A 16,480-nucleotide genomic window follows, 5' to 3' on the forward strand; every position below is an offset into this window, starting at 1 on the left:
AAGGTAACCCGGTTCAAGCCTCGAGTTCGGCGGTAATATCGGGCACAAAGGTCTGGCTGGCCAGCGGCGGGCGCTCATACCCTTCGGTCTTGATGGGGGGGAGCTTGATAGGCTCGTAGTGGATCGCCTCGTAGGGTACCTTGCTCAGCAGATGTGCAATGCAGTTGAGGCGGGCACGGCGTTTGTCATCTGCCTCCACCACGAACCAGGGACAATCCTCGGTGTCGGTGTAGGTGAACATGTCATCCTTGGCGCGGGAGTATTCCACCCAGCGTGACCGGGATTGCAAATCCATCGGGCTGAACTTCCAGCGCTTGATGGGGGTGTTGATCCGCTCCTTGAAGCGCTTCTCCTGCTCCTCATCGCTGACCGAGAACCAGTATTTGATCAAGGTGATGCCGGAGCGGATCAGCATCCGCTCAAACTCGGGGCAGGCGCGCAGAAACTCGCGATACTCGGCATCGCTGCAAAATCCCATCACCCGCTCGACTCCGGCTCGGTTGTACCATGAACGGTCAAACAGCACCATTTCGCCAGCGGCGGGCAGGTGGGCCACATAACGCTGAAAGTACCACTGGGAGCGCTCCCGATCGGAGGGGGCGGGCAGCGCCGTGACCCGGCAGACCCTGGGGTTTAGCGGCTCGGTGATCGCCTTGATGACGCCCCCTTTACCGGCGGCGTCCCGTCCCTCGAACAGCACCACCACCTTCAGTCCCTCCTGCTTGACCCACTCCTGCAGCTTGACCAGCTCCTCCTGCAGATGGGCAAGGTGGTGCTCGTAGCACTTCTTGTCCAGACGCGGCCGCTTCTTGCTCTTCTCCTTCGCCATGGGCTTCTCCTTTTGGCATCCTTTCATAGGTGACTTCTTTGAGTCACTGTCAGCTTGCACCAGGGAGGCGTCACCTGCCAAGGGGGACGTGATACACTGCCCGCCCATCGCTGGCAACAGGAGATAACATGAAGCATTTTATGGAGATAGCGGGCCGCCGGATGGCCTATCTGGATGAAGGACAAGGGCCGGTACTGCTGTTTGGTCACAGCTATCTGTGGGACAGCGCCATGTGGGCGCCGCAAATTGAGGCGCTCAAGGGCAGCTATCGCTGCATCGTTCCCGAGCTGTGGGGCCACGGCGATTCCGACCTGCTCCCCGAAGGTGGCTGCACCCTGGCGACGCTGGCGCGGGATCACCTGGCGCTGCTCGATGCCCTCGGGGTTGACGAGTTCGTGTTGGTGGGCCTCTCCATCGGCGGCATGTGGGGTGTTGAGCTGGCGCGCATGGTGCCAAACCGCCTTAAGGGTCTGGTGCTGATGGACAGTTTTGTCGGCCTCGAGCCGCAGATCACCTGCGAGCGCTACCTCGGCATGCTGGCGATGATCGAACAGCTCGGCACCATTCCGGCGCCCATCGTTGAACAGGTGGCGCCGATCTTCTTTGCCAGCCAGCCTGATGAGGCGCTGATGAGTGGTTTCAAGGCGCGTCTGGCCGCTTGGCCAAACGAGAAGATCGCCGCCATGGTGGCGGTGGGCCGCAGCTTTGTGACCCGCGAAGATCGTATCGAGTGGCTGGAGGAGATCACCACTCCCGCGCTGGTGATGACAGGCTGTGAGGACAAGGCCCGTCCGGTGCTGGAGGGCTATCTGATGGCCGAGGTGCTGGGTTGCCCGTTCAGGGAGATCCCGGCAGCTGGCCACATCTCGTCGCTGGAAAATCCGGCCTTCGTCAATCAGCAGCTGGCCGAGTTTCTGGCGGCGCTGTAAGCCTGAATTGGACGCCTGAGCAGGCTGTACTACCAGCCTGATGATGGCCGTGAAAAAGGGAGCCAAGGGCTCCCTTTTGTTTGGTCGTGTCTCACGGTTCAAGACTCATAACCGTTACCAGATATAGCCCAGCGCAAAACCCGCATAGAGCTCGCCATCGTGCTGGACGATGGGGCTGTTTTTGATGTCCCGATCATACCATTCGTAGTTCATGGCAAACATGCCAATCCAGTTGGGGCTGAAGCGGTAGCTGGTGATGAGGGCCGCCATCGGGGAGAGGGTGGTGCCGGTATCCCAGGCGGGCCGCTGGGCAGTCGCCTCGCTCTCGGAGATGCCGCCGAAGTAGTAGTTGGCCATCTTGTTGCTGCGCAGCATCAGTCCCATGCCGGGCATGATCAGCAGGTTGTCGCGCAGGATGGGGAAGTCGGCCCACAGCAGCAGCTCCTGCCCCTTGCTGCGGCCGGTGACATCGCTGTTGGCCCGCACGGTCAGCAGGGCGTAGGGGGTGATGATGTTGCCACCGATCCCGCCTTCCAGCTGCCATTTGCGCTGTTCCATGCCGCTGAAGGCGGGCGAATCCTCGGGATCCAGATTGCCAAAACGCACCCGGCCATAGCCGTAGAGGGCCACGTTCTCATCCTTGTGGAAGTAGTAGCGGGCCCGATCTCCCAGAAACATAAAGTCGTCGCCGAAGTAGATAAAGCCGGGGATGGCGTAGAGGGCGTTGTCCTGCGCTTCATAGCGGGCTTGTCCCCCGATGAGCGCCGCTCCGGCGACAAAGCCCTGTGGCACCGGGCTGGTAGGGCTGTCGCTGGTGAGCAGATCCATGGCGCCAAGATCGATATCGGCACGCGCTGGGAGGGCGGCAGCGAGGAGCAGGGCCGTCAGCCCTGCCGCTCTGATTGGACGAAAAAAGGTCATGGACACTCCGTTGTCACGATTGCAGGGGAAGCAGGTTATTTTGCGGCACCGGGCATCTCTTCGCGTTTTGGCCAGGCATTGATCACCGCCTTGACCAGGGTGGCGAGGGGAATGGCGAAGAAGACTCCCCAGAATCCCCACAAGCCGCCGAAGACCAGCACGGCGATGATGATGGCCACCGGATGGAGGTTGACCGCTTCCGAGAAGAGCACCGGTACCAGCAGGTTGCCATCGAGGGCCTGAATGACCAGATAAGCTACCATCAGCCAGGCGAACTCGGGGGTGAGCCCCCACTGGAACAGGGCGACCATGGCTACCGGTACGGTCACCACGGCAGCGCCGATATAGGGGATCAGCACCGAGAAGCCGACCGCGACAGCCAGCAGCACCGAGTAGCGCAGTCCCATCAGGGCGAAGGGAACATAGGTGGCGATGCCGACGATGAGGATCTCGATCACCTTGCCGCGGATGTAGTTGATGATCTGGTTGTTCATCTCGACCCACACCCGGTTGACCAGGGTGCGGTTGCGCGGCAGGAAGCGGCGCAGGCTGCCCATCAGTACCCGCTTGTCTTTGAGCATAAAGAAGACCATCAGCGGCACCAGAATGAGGTAGATCATGATGGCGACCACGTTGACCAGCGAACTGAGGGAGGCGCTCACCAGATGCTCGCCGCCACTGAGGATGCGCTGGCGAATATTGTCGATGACGGTCTCCACCAGACTGACGTCGATGAGCTCGGGGTATTTGTCCGGCAGGGTGCGCACATAATCCTGAGCGTGGGTCAGCATGGCCGGCGCCTCTTTGGCCAGATTGATCCCCTGACTGACCAGCGTCGGGATAAGACCCAGCAAGGAGGCGACTGCTACCGCAATAAAGAGGATCAGAATGACGCTGGTGGCCAGGGTGCGCGACAGCCCCGCTTTTTGCAGCCGGGCGACCGGCCACTCCAGCAGATAGGCCATTACCAGCGCCACCAGCAGGGGGGCCAGCAGATCGCCAAACAGCCAGATGATGGTGAAGCAGAACACCAGCAACAGGAACAGGGTAACGGCATCGGGATCGGAAAAACGGGTCTGATACCAGCGCTTCAATACTTCTAACATGACTGCATCCTTACATCACTGGGGCTCAAGATGGTTGCTTCGCCCCGACAACCAACTGCAAAGAGAGGGTATTGTCCGGTTGTTGCTGCATCTCGACATGGTGGCCCTGACGCTGCAGATAGGCCGGAATATCCTGCCGGGAGCCCGCATCGGTCAGCCGGATGGTGACGGTTTGACCGCTTTTGGCCTCTCTTAACCAGAGCTTGAGCCGGATCAGCGGCTCGGGGCAACGCCAGGGGGTCAGGTCGAGAATTTCCATGGGGGCTCCATCAGGCAGGTGGCCGCTATTATGGCCGTGATAAGAGCGTGAAACAACGCTTGTAGCCCTTGATGGGCAAGGGTATTCTGCCGAGGCCCTTTCTGATGGAGATAGAGATAACGTGGCACGTTTTTCCCCCCTGATGGCATCGCTTCCCCTGCTGGCTTCCCTGATGGGCGCCACGTTTCATGCCGAGGCCAACAACCAGCTTCCCGACATCGGCACGGCCGGGGTTGCTGCCCTGCCCATCGAGCAGGAAGTGCGCTACGGTAACGCCTTTATGCGCTTTGCCCGCGCGGGCCTGCCGATCATCGATGATCCGGTGCTGAGCCAGTACATTGACGATCTGGGTCAGCGACTGCTGACCAACGCCGATGGGGTGCGTTTCCCGTTTACCTTCTTCCTCATCAATGATCCCAGCATCAACGCGGCCGCCTTCCTCGGCGGGCGAGTCAAGGTGCACACTGGCCTCTTCCTCTACGCCGACAGCGAGAGCGAGCTGGCCTCGGTACTGGCCCACGAAATCACCCACGTGACCCAGCGCCATATCGCCCGTTATATGGAAGCGCAGGCGAGCAGCTCGGCGGTGACCCTGGCCGGTCTGGTGGGCTCCATCGCGCTGGCGGTGATCAACCCGACTGCCGGTATCGCTGCGTTGCAGACTACGCTGGGCCTCTCCATGCAGTCGGCCATCAACTACACCCGCGACAACGAATATGAAGCGGATCGCATCGGCATGAAGACGCTTTATGATGCCGGTTTCGATCCCATGGGGATGGCCAACTTCTTCCAGAAACTGGCTGCCGAATACCGTTACGCCAGCAAGCCGCCGGAGATGCTGCTCACTCACCCGCTGCCGGAGACCCGGATCAGCGAGGCCCGCGCTCGGGCGGGCAGCTATGGTCGCCGCGACTTGCCGCCCAGCCTCGACTTCTGGCTGGCCAAGGTGCGGATTCAGGTGCGTTTTGGTACCGATACCCCTCAGGGACTGCTGAGCTACTTCGATAGCCGGATCCAGAAGGGGGATTACCCGCTCAAGGATGCCGCAATCTATGGCAAGGCGCTGGCGCTGATCCAGCTCAAGCGCACCGACGAGGCTGATACCCTGATGCAGGAGCTGGCGGCCCGTCATCCGGAAGATCTCTTTATCGTCGATGCCCAGACCGACATCGATCTGGCCAAGGGGCGCAGTGCTCAGGCCATCGCGCGCCTCGAGAAGTTCCGCAGCCGGATGCCGGATAACGAAGTGGTGGTGGTCAACCTCGGCAATGCCTACCTCGAGAGCGGCAACTACAAGAAGTCCATCGCCATCCTCGACCCCTATGCCCGTGCCCATGAGGAGAACAATCTGGCCTGGAACCTGCTGGCCGATGCCTATCGCAAGGCGGGCAGAATGACCGAGCTGCATATGGCGCGGGCCGAGATGCTCGCACTGCGCGGGGATTATCAGGCGGCCATCGATGAGCTGATCGTGGCACGCGGTACCACCAGCGATCGGATGACCCTGGCTCGTCTGGAGGCGCGCATCACCGAGCTGGAGCGGGCCAAGAAGGATCTCGACAGCCTCAAGGGCTAACGAAACCTATCAAACAAGGGCGCACGATGGTGCGCCCTTGTTGTTTATGGCGGTGGCGTTGATGTGGGGGACGGTGATAGCAGCGATGGGCTAGTGACTCATGCCGCTGGCGGTCGCCTTGAGCATCTCGATCTGCTGCTGGTCGAGCTCGCCGACCAGCGTCTGCTTGAGCTTGCCCTCGCTATCGAGCAGATAGCTGGTGGGCAGGCCGCTTGGACGAGGGAAGGGGAGCCTGGCATCTTCATTGGCAATAAGGAGCGGCACCTTGATGTGATACTGCGCAGCCAGCTTGTCCAGCTCTGCTGGCGTGGTCGGGTCGTAGTTGATGGCCACCACTGTGATCTGGCCTTCTGCCGCCAGCCCGTTGAGGCGCGGCATCTCCCGCAGGCAGGGGGCGCACCAGAGGGCGAAGTAGTTGATCAGCATCGGCTTGCCGGCAAAGTGGCGCAGGCTGACCGACTGCCCTGTTGCATCGGTAAATTCGGGGGCAGGCGTGCAGGCGCCCAGCAGGCCAGCCACAATCAGCCAACAAATTCGTTTCAATTCCTTTCCACTGCCGCTTACCCTGACCATCACTTTCCCCTACAATAGCGCCGTTTCTTGTCCCATCTTGCGATTAATCAGGGAGTCACCATGAGCGAGACCCAAATCTACCACAATCCGCGCTGCTCGAAGAGCCGTGAAACCTTGGCGCTGCTGGAACAGCACGGGATCGCCCCTGATGTGGTGCTCTATCTGGAGCAGGCCCCGAGTGAAGAGGAGATCCGCAAGTTGCTGACCCTGCTTGGCTTTAGCGACCCGCGCCAGCTGATGCGCACCAAGGAAGAGCTCTACAAGGAGCTGGGATTGGCCGATGTCAGCGGTGATGCCCTTATTCGCGCCATGCACCAGCATCCCAAGCTGATCGAGCGCCCAATTGTCATCAAGAATGGTCAGGCCCGCATTGGTCGCCCGCCGGAGCAGGTGCTGGAGATCCTCAAGTGAGCACCCGCTTTGCCCGTCTGCTGACTCTGGTCGGCTTCTTTGGTCTGCTGGGCTGGGTCATCCTCTGGCATCTGTGGCTGTCGCCCCATCCGGACCTCAACCCCTGGCTGCTGCCGGTGATCTGGACGGTACCGCTGCTCTTCCCCCTCAAGGGGATAGTGCAGGGCAACCCCTATACCCACGCCTGGGGCAACTTCGTGCTGATGCCCTACTTCCTCCACGCCCTCACCCTGATCACCACGGATGAGGGGGAGCGGTGGTTGGCGGTGGTGGAGCTGGTCTTCACCACCCTCGCGTTTGTCGGCACCATCTACTACGCCCGTCTGCGTGGCCGCGAACTGGGCTTAAGCATTCGCAAAAAGAAAGACGAAGCCAGCTGATGACAAACGCCCCGCAAGGGGCGTTTTTTATGGGGAAGCAGCTCTATCCAGAGGGATCACTGTGCCCCTTGGGCTGCCCGATATTGGGCCAGCTGCTGCTGGCTAAAGTCCATCAGCGCGGGATAGAAGCGCAGAAATCCCGCCTCGCATGTTTGCCACTGCGATTCATCGAGGAGTTGCAGCGCCTCTCCCAGTGGTACCGGGCGGCGCAGTCGGCGACCGATGCCATTCAGCGCTTGCCCCAGCCCCTCCCTGTGGCGGTAGGAGGCGAGCCAGTTCTGCTCGGCCATCCGTTTGAGGGGGAGTGGCAGTCCGTCCGGCAGGCGTGGGTGATCGGCCAATAGCTGGTCATAACTGCGTTGCAGGAAGCGGGGCAGGGGTTCGGTACTGACCAGCTCCCAGTGCTGGCTCAGCCAGTGGTCGTAGATCATATCCACCACTATGCCGCCAAAGCGGCGCCAGGGGGCCTCGAAACAGGCGACGGCCGCCTTGTGCTCGGGGTGGCTGTCGGTGAAGGCATCAATTTTGCGGTGCAGCCAGATCCCCTCATCGAAGTGGGCGGCAAGCCCCGTGGGCAGCGTGCCTTTGACGAAATCGCCGAGCAGATTGCCGGTGAGGGAGCTTCGGGTGTGGGCAGCCAGATGGAGATGGGCCAGAAAATTCATCGGTCGCTGTGGGTCTGTTATGGGATGGCAAGGTGCTTCGAGCCTAACGGATCCCGCCCGCCTTGACCATGTCGGGATTTTGCTACTGCCTGGCGGCTGCCTCTTGCCGGGCAAAATTCGGGCGTGCTAAGGTGATTCCATCTTTGTCACAGGACGCGACAAACCACCATGATGCGCAAAGCCAGAGGCTTTTTTCTGGCCTTCTACTTCAAGCCTTTCTATCTCTCCGAGTGGTTCGACGAATAGATCGAACCTCTGGAGCAGTTCACTGACGCCCGCTCGGGCGTGATCTCGCTCATCCAGATTTTGCCGCTTTTGGTCATCGCATGCATTCGCCTGCGGTGCCTTGTCCGCGCCTGTGCGCTTTTTATGTAATGGAGTACTCATGATGAAGATCAGACTGACCCTCTCAGCCCTGTTTGTTGCCAGCCTGCTGGCCACCCCCGCCATGGCCAAGGAGTGGAAAACCGTTCGCTTCGGGGTGGAGGGGGCCTACCCGCCCTTCTCCTGGACCGATGCGTCGGGCGAGATCAAGGGGTTTGATATTGATCTCGCCAACGCCCTTTGTAAGCAGATGGCGGTCAAGTGCGAGTTGGTGGCGCAGGATTGGGACGGCATGATCCCGGCCCTGCTGTCGCGCAAATACGATGCCATCATCGCCGCCATGTCGATCACCGACGAGCGGCGCCAGAAGGTCGATTTCACCGAGAAATATGCCCATATTCCCAATCGCTTTGTGGCGGCCAAGGGGACCGAGCTGACATTGACCCCGGAAGGCATGGCGGGCAAGCGCATCGGGGTGCAGCGGGCCACCACCCACGACAAGTACCTGACCGACAATTTTGGCTCGAATGTCACCATAGTCCGCTACGGCAATGCCGATGAGGCCTATCTCGATCTGAAAGCGGGTCGGGTGCTGGCCCTGCTGGCCGATGCCTCTGCCATTGAGCAGGGGCTGCTTGGCAAAGAGGGGGGCGACAAGTTCGACTATGTGGGGCCTGCCCTGACCGATCGCCAGTGGTTTGGTGATGGTATGGGGATCGCCGTGCGCAAGAGCGATAAGGAGCTCAAGGGCAAGCTGGACGAGGCGATCAAGGCACTGCGTGCCAACGGCACCTATCAGCAGATCAACCAGAAGTACTTTAAGTACGATATATATGGTGGTTGACGGGGGGAGGGAGCTTGCTCCCTCTCTTTTCATTGGGCAAGCGACAATCGTGCAAGGAGGATCGCCATGTTGACCCTGATCGAGGGGGCCGAGATCTTCAGCCCCACCCACCTTGGCCAGCAGGATCTGCTGGTGGCTGATGGCCGCATTGCCTGGATGGGCAAGGGGTTGACGGTGCCCACAAACTGGCCGCTGCACAGGGTCGATGGTCGAGGCCGCTATCTGGTACCCGGGTTGGTGGATCCGCTGGCCCATATCACCGGCGGTGGCGGTGAGGGGGGCTTTGCTTTTCGCACCCCGGAACTGGCGGCGAGCGAGGCGCTCAAGGCCGGCGTCACCACCCTGGTGGCGGCGCTTGGCACCGACAGCCTGACCCGCACTCCCGCGCAGGTGCTCGGCAAGGTGCGCGAGTTTCGCGCCGCCGGGGTGAGCGCTTTTATGTATACCGGCTCCTACCATCTGCCGGTCAAGACCCTGACCGGCACGGTGGAGTCGGACATCATCCTGATCCCCGAGGTATTGGGGGTGGGGGAGGTGGCCATCAGTGACCACAGATCCAGCGCGCCGACCCACGATGAGCTGGCCAGGCTTGCCAGCGAGGCGCGAGTAGCCGGGCTGCTTGCGGGCAAGAGCGGGATCAGCTTCTTCCATGTCGGGGATGGCAAGGGGGCATTGGCCCCCCTGCGGGCTCTTCGCGATGAGACCGATATTCCGCTGCGCCAGCTCTATCCCACTCACTGCAACCGCAACCCCTGGCTCTTTGCCGAGGCCATCGAGTGGGGCAAGGCGGGAGGTTGGGTCGACCTCACCACCTCGAGCTTTCCCGATCTGCTGGAGGATGGCGAGCGGCTTGCCGCCGATGCGTTTCTCGAGCTGCTGGCCGCCAATGTGCCTGCCGATCGCATCACCTTCAGCTCAGATGCCAACGCCAGCCTGCCGCGCTTTGATGGCGAAGGGCGGCTAATCGAGATGCGCTGCGGTCAGATTGCCAGCCTGTGGCAGCTGTGCGTGCGCGCGACCCGGCTCGGTGTCTCGATGGAGAGGGCGTTGGCCGTGGTGACAAGCAATCCGGCGCAGGCGCTGGGGCTTGGCAGCAAGGGGCGTATCGGGGTCGGGCAGGATGCGGATCTGCTGCTGGTGCACGACCGGACGTTTGCTATCGAACGGGTTATGAGCGGCGGCCAGTGGCGCGAATAAGGCTGCGGGCAATATCGCAGCCAGTGCGAGTGCGTGGTTGCTCCAAACAGCAAAAGCCCGACAACAAGGTCGGGCTTTTTTATCTGCAATTTGGGAATCAGGCTTAGATCGCCAGAAACCCGAGGATCAGGATGGGGCCGAGCAGGCTCAGGATAAAGCCGGAGACAATGGCCACCGGCACCACCTGAATGCCCCCTGATTTCTGGATAACCGGCAGGGTGAAGTCCAGCGCCGTGGCTCCGCCGTAACCGATGGCCGCCGAGGGGTGGCGTCGCATCAGGACCGGGATGATCAGGATGGCGATAAGCTCGCGGCCAAGATCGTTGATAAAGGCAGCAGAACCGAGCACCGGTCCCAGTTTGTCGGCCACCAGGATGCCGGAGAGCGAATACCAGCCGAAGCTCGAGCTCATCGCCAGACCATGGGCAAAGGGCATGCCCAGCAACTGGGCCGCCAGAAGGCTGCCCAGCCAGCTGCTGAGGATGACGGTGGCTGCGATTTTCATCCCCCAGGGGTTGAGCAGGATCTGGCGCAGCCGCATGCCGGAGTTGCGCATCTGCACCCCGATGAGAAACAGCAGCAGCATCAGGGCCCACTCGCTCCACTTGTCGATGGGCAGTGCGCGCAGATCCACCAGCAACCCGAGCAGCACACCGCCGAGCACCACAAAGCAGAGCTGCAGGGATTCCCACAACAGGTGCAGCTTGCTCGGCATTTTGCTATCGCTCGCCTCGTGGGTCGGCGGCGTGCGCTTGTCGAGCCACCAGAGGGCCAGCAGGTTGCAGATCGTGATCGCGGTCAGCATCACCCCGGCGACTTTGAAGATCACCGCCAGATTGCTGCCCAAGTTTTCCACATAGGCAAGCCCGAGCCCCATCAGAAACAGAATGAGGTAGACCATCTTGCCCAGACTCTGGTTGACCAGCTTGATCAGCCGGGCAGAGGAGAGGGGAACCAGATAGCCGATTGCCAGTGGCAACAGGATCAGCAACACATTGAGCAGCATCGAGGCCTCGATCACAAAAACTGATAAAAACACCACCTTATCATTACTTATTGGCTCTGTGTCACATATCTATCGCTTTCATGGCCGAAAACAGCCCTTTTGGGGCAGATTGTTACTTTTTTGCCACAACCTCTCTGTCCAATAAGGTTCTGTGCGAGCCCGAGTGCACCAATAAAATCAAGTTGATCCGATCGGGTGGCCGATATTTCGCTCGGCAAGGGTGTGCATAAAGCCATTTTGGTGCCGGTTTGGCACATATCACGCTTTTCTCTTGCCACTGATATGATTGGGGTATAAAAAGGCGTTATCGGAATAGCCATTGAAACGGCTGTTTATGCAAACAAAGTGCTGAAAAATACGCAAAGAGCGAATAAAAATAGAGCGAATCCCCTGAAGACCCTCGTTCTGTATTGTTTTTTCACTATCCGGGTGATATTTTCGCTGAAGGTTGCCATCGGTTAACTTTTTGTTAAATGGACGATGGTTGAGTCACGCCCCCTGCGGCGTCTAGGGACAGACAAGGTTGTAATGGATGAGCGACGTTGCCGCACTGGAAGTACGTGATCTGCACAAATATTTTGGCACCCACGAAGTGCTTAAGGGCATCGACATGACCGCCCACAAGGGGGATGTGATCTCCCTTATCGGCTCCTCCGGCTCGGGGAAGTCGACCTTTCTTCGCTGTATCAATCTGCTCGAAACCCCCTCATCCGGCACCGTCTCGCTCCATGGCGAGCTGATCCGGATGAAAACCAGCCGCGCCGGCGAGCGGTTGCCCGAGGATATGCGTCAGGTGGAGCGGATCCGCAGCCGACTGGCCATGGTGTTTCAAAGTTTCAATCTCTGGTCACACATGACCATCATGCAGAACATCATCGAAGTGCCGATCCAGGTGCTCAAGGTGCCTCGCGCCGAAGCACTGGCCAAGGCGGAGCAACTGCTCAACCGGGTTGGACTCTGGGAGCGGCGTGACTACTATCCCGGCCACCTCTCCGGTGGTCAGCAGCAGCGGGCCGCCATCGCCCGTGCGCTGGCGGTAGAGCCCGAGGTGATGCTGTTTGACGAACCCACCTCGGCGCTGGATCCCGAGCTAGTGGGGGAGGTGCTCGGCCTGATGCGCGAGCTGGCCGAAGAGGGGCGCACCATGCTGGTGGTGACCCACGAGATGTCGTTTGCCCGGGATGTATCGAACAAGGTGATGTTTCTGCATCAGGGGCGGGTGGAAGAGGAGGGCAACCCCAAGGAGATTTTCGCCCATCCCAAATCCGAGCGGTTCAAGCAATTCATCTCCTCCATCTACTGATGGCGGGATGCCTGGTTACCCAATCAACTGTTTTATCAAGGAGAGATACATGAACAAGCTGATGCTGGCGACAGCCGTAGTTACTGCCCTCGTGTCCGGTAGCCTGATGGCCAAGGAGTGGAAAGAGGTCCGGATCGGGGTTGAGGGTGCCTATCCCCCCTTCTCCTGGACCGAGCCCAGTGGCGAGGTGAAAGGCTTTGATATCGACATCGCCAACGCCCTGTGCGAAGAGATGAAAGTGAAGTGCACCCTGGTCAAGCAGGACTGGGACGGCATCATTCCGGCGCTGCTGTCGCGCAAGTTTGACGCCATCATCGCTACCATGGACATCACCGAAGAGCGCAAGAAGAAGGTGGACTTCACCCAGAAGTACCAGCACATTCCGGCCCGCTTCGCCGCCAAGAAGGGCACTGACGTGCAGCTCGACAAAGCCTTTATGGAAGGCAAGTCCGTCGCGGTGCAGCGTGCGACCTCCATGGATACCTTTATTACCGACAACTTCCCCAACGCCACCATCAAGCGTTACGGTACGGCCGATGAAGCCTATCTCGATCTGAAATCCGGTCGTGTGGACTATGTGCTGGCCGACTCTGCCGCCATCACCGATGGTCTGCTGAAGAAAGAGGGCGGTGATGCCTTTGAATTCGTCGGCCCGAAACTGACCGATCCCAAGTGGTTTGGCGAGGGTGCCGGTATTGCGGTGCGCAAGGCTGACAAGGATCTGAAAGAGAAATTCAACGCCGCCATTCTGGCGCTGCGTGCCAACGGCAAGTACAAGGAAATCAACGACAAGTACTTCGAGTTCGACGTTTACGGAGAGTAAAACAAAGAGACGTTTACGGCGAGTAAGTCCAAAGACGTCTACGGCAAGTAACGACAGGTTGATCCCGTCAGTAGTCATCGGGCCCGTCACCTCCCTGAGGGAGTTTACGGGCCCGCATTGATTGCAATGGAGCTGCACATATTTCATTCGGACTGCTATGGAGCCTTCTGGTTAGCAGGTGCGTGAAGATTCAGTGGCGATGGAGCTGCATATGTTTGATTTGAAAGGATACGAAGCCTCGCTGCTGGAGGGCGCCTGGGTAACCCTGGAAGTGGCGCTGGCCTCCCTGCTGCTGGCGTTGCTGCTGGGGATGCTGGGGGCGCTGGCCAAACTCTCTCCCTACAAGTGGGCCCGGGCCATCGCCACCGGCTACACCACCATTATTCGCGGCATCCCCGATCTGGTGCTGATGATGCTGCTTTTCTTTGGCGGCCAGGTGCTGATCAACGGCATCTGCACCTGGGTCAATGAGACTTACAACAGCTGGTTACTGGAGAGCAATCCCAATCAGGAGTGGGTCTCCCTGCTCCCGGACTATATCGACATCAGCCCCTTTGTGGCCGGTGTCGCGACCATCGGCTTTATCTTCGGCGCCTACATGACCGAGACCTTTCGCGGCGCCATTCTGGCAGTGGACAAAGGCGAACTGGAGGCCGCACGGGCCTTTGGCATGCGGGCAACCCAAGTGTTTGTGCGGATCCTCTTCCCCCAGATGATGCGCCACGCCCTGCCGGGGTTTGGCAACAACTGGCTGGTACTGCTGAAAACCACCGCGCTGGTCTCCATCATCGGCCTTGATGACATGGTGCGCAAAGCCTCGCTGGCGGCGGGCTCGACCCAGCAACCCTTCACCTTCTACATGGCGGTGGCGCTGATCTTCCTGATCTTCACCGCAGTCTCCACCTCGGCGCTCAAGTGGGCCGAGCGTCACTATGCCATCAAGACGAGGTAAGCCATGGATTTCTCAATCATTCTCAAAGAGTGGCCCACCTATTGGGAGGGGCTCTATACCACCGTCTGGCTGGTGGCCCTCTCTCTGATCCTTGGGTTGATGCTGGCGGTGCCCATGGGCATCCTGCGCAATAGCCGCAACTGGCTGATCAAGGGGCCGATCTGGGCCTATATCTACTTCTTTCGCGGCACCCCGCTGCTGGTGCAGCTCTTTATCATCTACTACGGCGCCGCCCAGTGGGAGTGGCTGAAGAACAGTGCCGCCTGGTCGTTCTTCTCCGAGGCCTGGTTCTGTGCCCTGCTGGCCTTCACCCTCAATACCGCTGCCTATACCGCCGAGATCGTGCGCGGGGCGGTACACAATATGCCGCGCGGCCAGATTGAGGCAGCCAACGCCTTTGGCATGACCCGCTGGCAGACCCTGACCCGGATCATTTTGCCCAACTCGTTTCGTCGGGCACTGCCGGCTTACAGCAACGAGGTGATCTTCATGCTGCAAGGCTCGGCGGTGGCGGGCATCATCACCATCGTCGATCTGACCGGCGCGGCGCGGATCATCAACTCCCGCTACTACAGTCCGTTCGAGGCGTTTTTGACCGCAGGGCTGCTCTATATGCTGCTCACCTTTGTCATCGTCTGGCTGTTCAAGAAGTGGGAAGCGCGCTGGCACGCCCACCTGCGCCCGCGCAATGTGTAAGGTGTGATCTGCCAAGATGAGCGAAAATGGCCCCGCCTGTTGCAGGCGGGGCCATTTTTTATCTTTATCCTCTGCCCGCCCGGTTTGCTAAATAGTGCCCGAGCAGGGAGAATGCAGCACTCCCGAGCGCCGCCAGTCGTTGGCTGCATGCCTTATTCCCCAGTTCCCGAGGTTTTATGTACCGGATATTGTTTGAGCATCCCGCTTTCCTGGTTATCGACAAGCAGCCCGGCATCGGCATGCACGACGAGAAGGGCGACGGTGAGTCGGTCAATCCGGGGCTGGTCAATCGCGTGAAGGCCGATACCGGGCTCACCCTCTATCCGGTACACCGGCTCGACAAGATGACCTCTGGGCTGGTGCTGCTGGCCCGCACCACGGAGGCGAATCGCGAGCTGAGTATGGCCTTTGCGGCCCGTGAGGTGAGCAAACAGTATCTGGCGCTCTCCGATCGTAAACCGAAGAAGAAGCAGGGTTGGGTGAAAGGGGATATGCAAAAGGGGCGCGGCGGCAGCTGGATGTTGGCGCGTACTCTGGAAAACCCCGCCATCAGCTGGTTTGATTCGGTGTCGGTGCACGAGGGGCTGCGGCTCTATCGCATCAAGCCCCAGACCGGCAAAACCCACCAGATCCGGGTTGCCCTCAAAAGTATCGGCGCCCCTATTCTCGGGGATGAACGCTATGGCGGTACGCCAGCCGATCGCGGCTATCTGCACGCCTGGCGACTGAGTTTTTCGCTGGCGGGCGAGCCGTTCGACTTTGTCTGCCCGCCCGATGTGGGGAGTGAATTTGCCACCCCCGAGCTCACGGCAGCCATCGCAGCCCTTGCGCCCTGATGCTGATGCGCCCAGCGTCTGACACCATGATCCATTCAGCGAAAGAGCGTGCTCCTGACGGACGTGCGCCGCGCTGGATCCTGGCCGACTTTGACGACACCCTGGCCCCCGGCGACAGCCACGCCGGTCTGCTGCGCTATATCCTGCGCCGCCGGATCTGGCCGCTGCTGCTGTTGCCAGTGATTGTGCTGGGTGGCTTGGTCTATCTTCTTCCCAGCCAGCGGCGGCGCGGTATCTCCCTTATCTGGTGGGCCATCTCGTTGGGGCTCTCTCCTCTCGGCTGGCGCAAGCTGGTGCGCGCTTATTGCCGTACCAGGCCGGGGCTGTATCGTCAGGCTCGCGATCTGCTGAAAAGCGAGGGGGCGCGCTGCTGGGTGATCTCCGCCAGCCCCTGCGCGCTGGTGCGAGCCCAACTCTATCAGCAACTGCCCGGCCAGTTGCCCCACCGGATCATTGGCTCGCAGATGCACTACCGTTTTGGTGGCCTGATGCCGCGCTTCTATTGCCACGGACAGCACAAGCTGCTGCCGGAGATTTGCGCCCTCGATGCCGAGCTGGCCTTGAGCGACAGCCTGCACGATCTGCCGCTGCTGGGGTTGGGGGAAGAGGCGTGGTTGATCAATCCGACGCCCACGCGATTGCAAAAGGCCCGGGCCTGCTTGCCCCATCTGATGCTCAAAAACTGGCAACTGTAAGGCAAAGCTGACAGTCCTGTGGGTCGTCACCGTTTGATCCGCAAGGCTGTGGCTTGAATGTCACAATTCATTTACATCTTTTGCTGCCAGCTGCGAAAAACTATCTGCAGCCCGCCTCTTCTCTTCCTGCTACGCCCTGCCTCTAATGAAACAAG

At 60.2% G+C, this 16,480-nt stretch carries 19 protein-coding genes; 12 read left to right on the top strand and 7 right to left on the bottom strand.

The genetic code is table 11. The annotated features are described in order from the left end of the window. Window positions 1–13: 13 nt before the first annotated feature. Window positions 14–829, bottom strand: a complete 816-nt coding sequence (gene ppk2 / locus I6L41_RS03705) for a polyphosphate kinase 2 (protein WP_005361444.1) — start codon at window positions 827–829, stop codon at window positions 14–16. A 128-nt stretch (window positions 830–957) separates the two neighbouring features. Here ppk2 and I6L41_RS03710 point away from each other — a divergent pair, with 128 nt between their 5' ends. Then, window positions 958–1,758, top strand: coding sequence for an alpha/beta fold hydrolase (locus tag I6L41_RS03710; RefSeq protein ID WP_139429492.1), 801 nt, complete (start codon window positions 958–960; stop codon window positions 1,756–1,758). Window positions 1,759–1,872: 114 nt separating this feature from the next. On the opposite strand, the gene I6L41_RS03715 is transcribed toward I6L41_RS03710, so the two are convergent. The 3 genes from I6L41_RS03715 to I6L41_RS03725 are packed head-to-tail and all read right to left on the bottom strand — an operon-like array spanning window position 1,873 to window position 4,044. Further along, window positions 1,873–2,679, bottom strand: a complete 807-nt coding sequence (locus tag I6L41_RS03715; protein WP_216962075.1) for a MipA/OmpV family protein — start codon at window positions 2,677–2,679, stop codon at window positions 1,873–1,875. A gap of 35 nt (window positions 2,680–2,714) precedes the next feature. Then, window positions 2,715–3,785 (bottom strand): AI-2E family transporter, encoded by a 1,071-nt coding sequence (locus I6L41_RS03720; RefSeq protein WP_005333851.1) that lies wholly within the window; start codon window positions 3,783–3,785, stop codon window positions 2,715–2,717. A gap of 25 nt (window positions 3,786–3,810) precedes the next feature. Next, window positions 3,811–4,044 (bottom strand): sulfurtransferase TusA family protein, encoded by a 234-nt coding sequence (locus I6L41_RS03725; protein WP_216962078.1) that lies wholly within the window; start codon window positions 4,042–4,044, stop codon window positions 3,811–3,813. 121 nt (window positions 4,045–4,165) lie between these two features. Between I6L41_RS03725 and I6L41_RS03730 the strand changes: the two genes are divergently transcribed. Continuing rightward, window positions 4,166–5,620, top strand: a complete 1,455-nt coding sequence (locus I6L41_RS03730; RefSeq protein WP_005333848.1) for a M48 family metalloprotease — start codon at window positions 4,166–4,168, stop codon at window positions 5,618–5,620. 90 nt (window positions 5,621–5,710) lie between these two features. Here I6L41_RS03730 and I6L41_RS03735 read toward each other — a convergent pair whose 3' ends face one another. Next, window positions 5,711–6,193 (bottom strand): TlpA disulfide reductase family protein, encoded by a 483-nt coding sequence (locus I6L41_RS03735; protein WP_216962081.1) that lies wholly within the window; start codon window positions 6,191–6,193, stop codon window positions 5,711–5,713. A gap of 60 nt (window positions 6,194–6,253) precedes the next feature. Here I6L41_RS03735 and arsC point away from each other — a divergent pair, with 60 nt between their 5' ends. Together arsC and I6L41_RS03745 are read left to right on the top strand one after the other, a co-directional pair. Next, on the top strand, window positions 6,254–6,604 hold the full coding sequence (gene arsC / locus I6L41_RS03740) for an arsenate reductase (glutaredoxin) (protein ID WP_216962084.1): 351 nt from the start codon (window positions 6,254–6,256) through the stop codon (window positions 6,602–6,604). Next, entirely contained in the window at window positions 6,601–6,984 is a 384-nt protein-coding gene (locus I6L41_RS03745; RefSeq protein ID WP_216962087.1) for a DUF2069 domain-containing protein, read from the top strand. Before arsC ends, I6L41_RS03745 begins: the two co-directional genes overlap by 4 nt. A 56-nt stretch (window positions 6,985–7,040) precedes the next feature. Here the strand turns inward: I6L41_RS03745 and I6L41_RS03750 are convergent, their stop codons facing one another. Beyond that, window positions 7,041–7,649 carry an ACP phosphodiesterase gene (locus I6L41_RS03750; protein ID WP_216962089.1) on the bottom strand — a complete coding sequence of 203 codons (609 nt, stop codon included), beginning with the start codon at window positions 7,647–7,649 and terminating at the stop codon, window positions 7,041–7,043. Between the two features lie 388 nt (window positions 7,650–8,037). Between I6L41_RS03750 and I6L41_RS03755 the strand changes: the two genes are divergently transcribed. Both I6L41_RS03755 and iadA read left to right on the top strand, forming a co-directional pair. Beyond that, window positions 8,038–8,817: an ABC transporter substrate-binding protein gene (locus tag I6L41_RS03755; RefSeq protein WP_042053117.1), complete on the top strand. Its 780-nt coding sequence runs from the start codon at window positions 8,038–8,040 to the stop codon at window positions 8,815–8,817. A gap of 66 nt (window positions 8,818–8,883) precedes the next feature. Continuing rightward, entirely contained in the window at window positions 8,884–10,014 is a 1,131-nt protein-coding gene (gene iadA, locus I6L41_RS03760; protein WP_216962092.1) for a beta-aspartyl-peptidase, read from the top strand. 103 nt (window positions 10,015–10,117) lie between these two features. On the opposite strand, the gene I6L41_RS03765 is transcribed toward iadA, so the two are convergent. After that, entirely contained in the window at window positions 10,118–11,020 is a 903-nt protein-coding gene (locus I6L41_RS03765; RefSeq protein ID WP_100647227.1) for a lysine exporter LysO family protein, read from the bottom strand. Window positions 11,021–11,552: 532 nt separating this feature from the next. Between I6L41_RS03765 and I6L41_RS03770 the strand changes: the two genes are divergently transcribed. The 6 genes from I6L41_RS03770 (at window position 11,553) to I6L41_RS03795 (ending at window position 16,325) form a co-directional block, all read left to right on the top strand. Then, window positions 11,553–12,323: an ABC transporter ATP-binding protein gene (locus tag I6L41_RS03770; protein WP_005337310.1), complete on the top strand. Its 771-nt coding sequence runs from the start codon at window positions 11,553–11,555 to the stop codon at window positions 12,321–12,323. A 49-nt stretch (window positions 12,324–12,372) separates the two neighbouring features. After that, on the top strand, window positions 12,373–13,146 hold the full coding sequence (locus I6L41_RS03775; protein ID WP_216962095.1) for an ABC transporter substrate-binding protein: 774 nt from the start codon (window positions 12,373–12,375) through the stop codon (window positions 13,144–13,146). Window positions 13,147–13,357: 211 nt separating this feature from the next. Next, window positions 13,358–14,098 (top strand): ABC transporter permease, encoded by a 741-nt coding sequence (locus I6L41_RS03780; protein WP_005352911.1) that lies wholly within the window; start codon window positions 13,358–13,360, stop codon window positions 14,096–14,098. A 3-nt stretch (window positions 14,099–14,101) separates the two neighbouring features. After that, the gene (locus I6L41_RS03785) at window positions 14,102–14,794 is read left to right on the top strand and encodes an ABC transporter permease (RefSeq protein ID WP_139401838.1); all 693 of its coding nucleotides are present in this window, start codon (window positions 14,102–14,104) and stop codon (window positions 14,792–14,794) included. 176 nt (window positions 14,795–14,970) lie between these two features. Next, on the top strand, window positions 14,971–15,630 hold the full coding sequence (locus tag I6L41_RS03790; RefSeq protein WP_216962097.1) for a TIGR01621 family pseudouridine synthase: 660 nt from the start codon (window positions 14,971–14,973) through the stop codon (window positions 15,628–15,630). Window positions 15,631–15,656: 26 nt separating this feature from the next. Further along, window positions 15,657–16,325 (top strand): HAD family hydrolase, encoded by a 669-nt coding sequence (locus I6L41_RS03795; RefSeq protein WP_216962100.1) that lies wholly within the window; start codon window positions 15,657–15,659, stop codon window positions 16,323–16,325. Window positions 16,326–16,480: the final 155 nt, after the last annotated feature.

It is taken from the genome of Aeromonas sp. FDAARGOS 1411, from assembly GCF_019047125.1.
GTDB classification, from domain to species: Bacteria; Pseudomonadota; Gammaproteobacteria; order Enterobacterales; family Aeromonadaceae; genus Aeromonas; species Aeromonas veronii.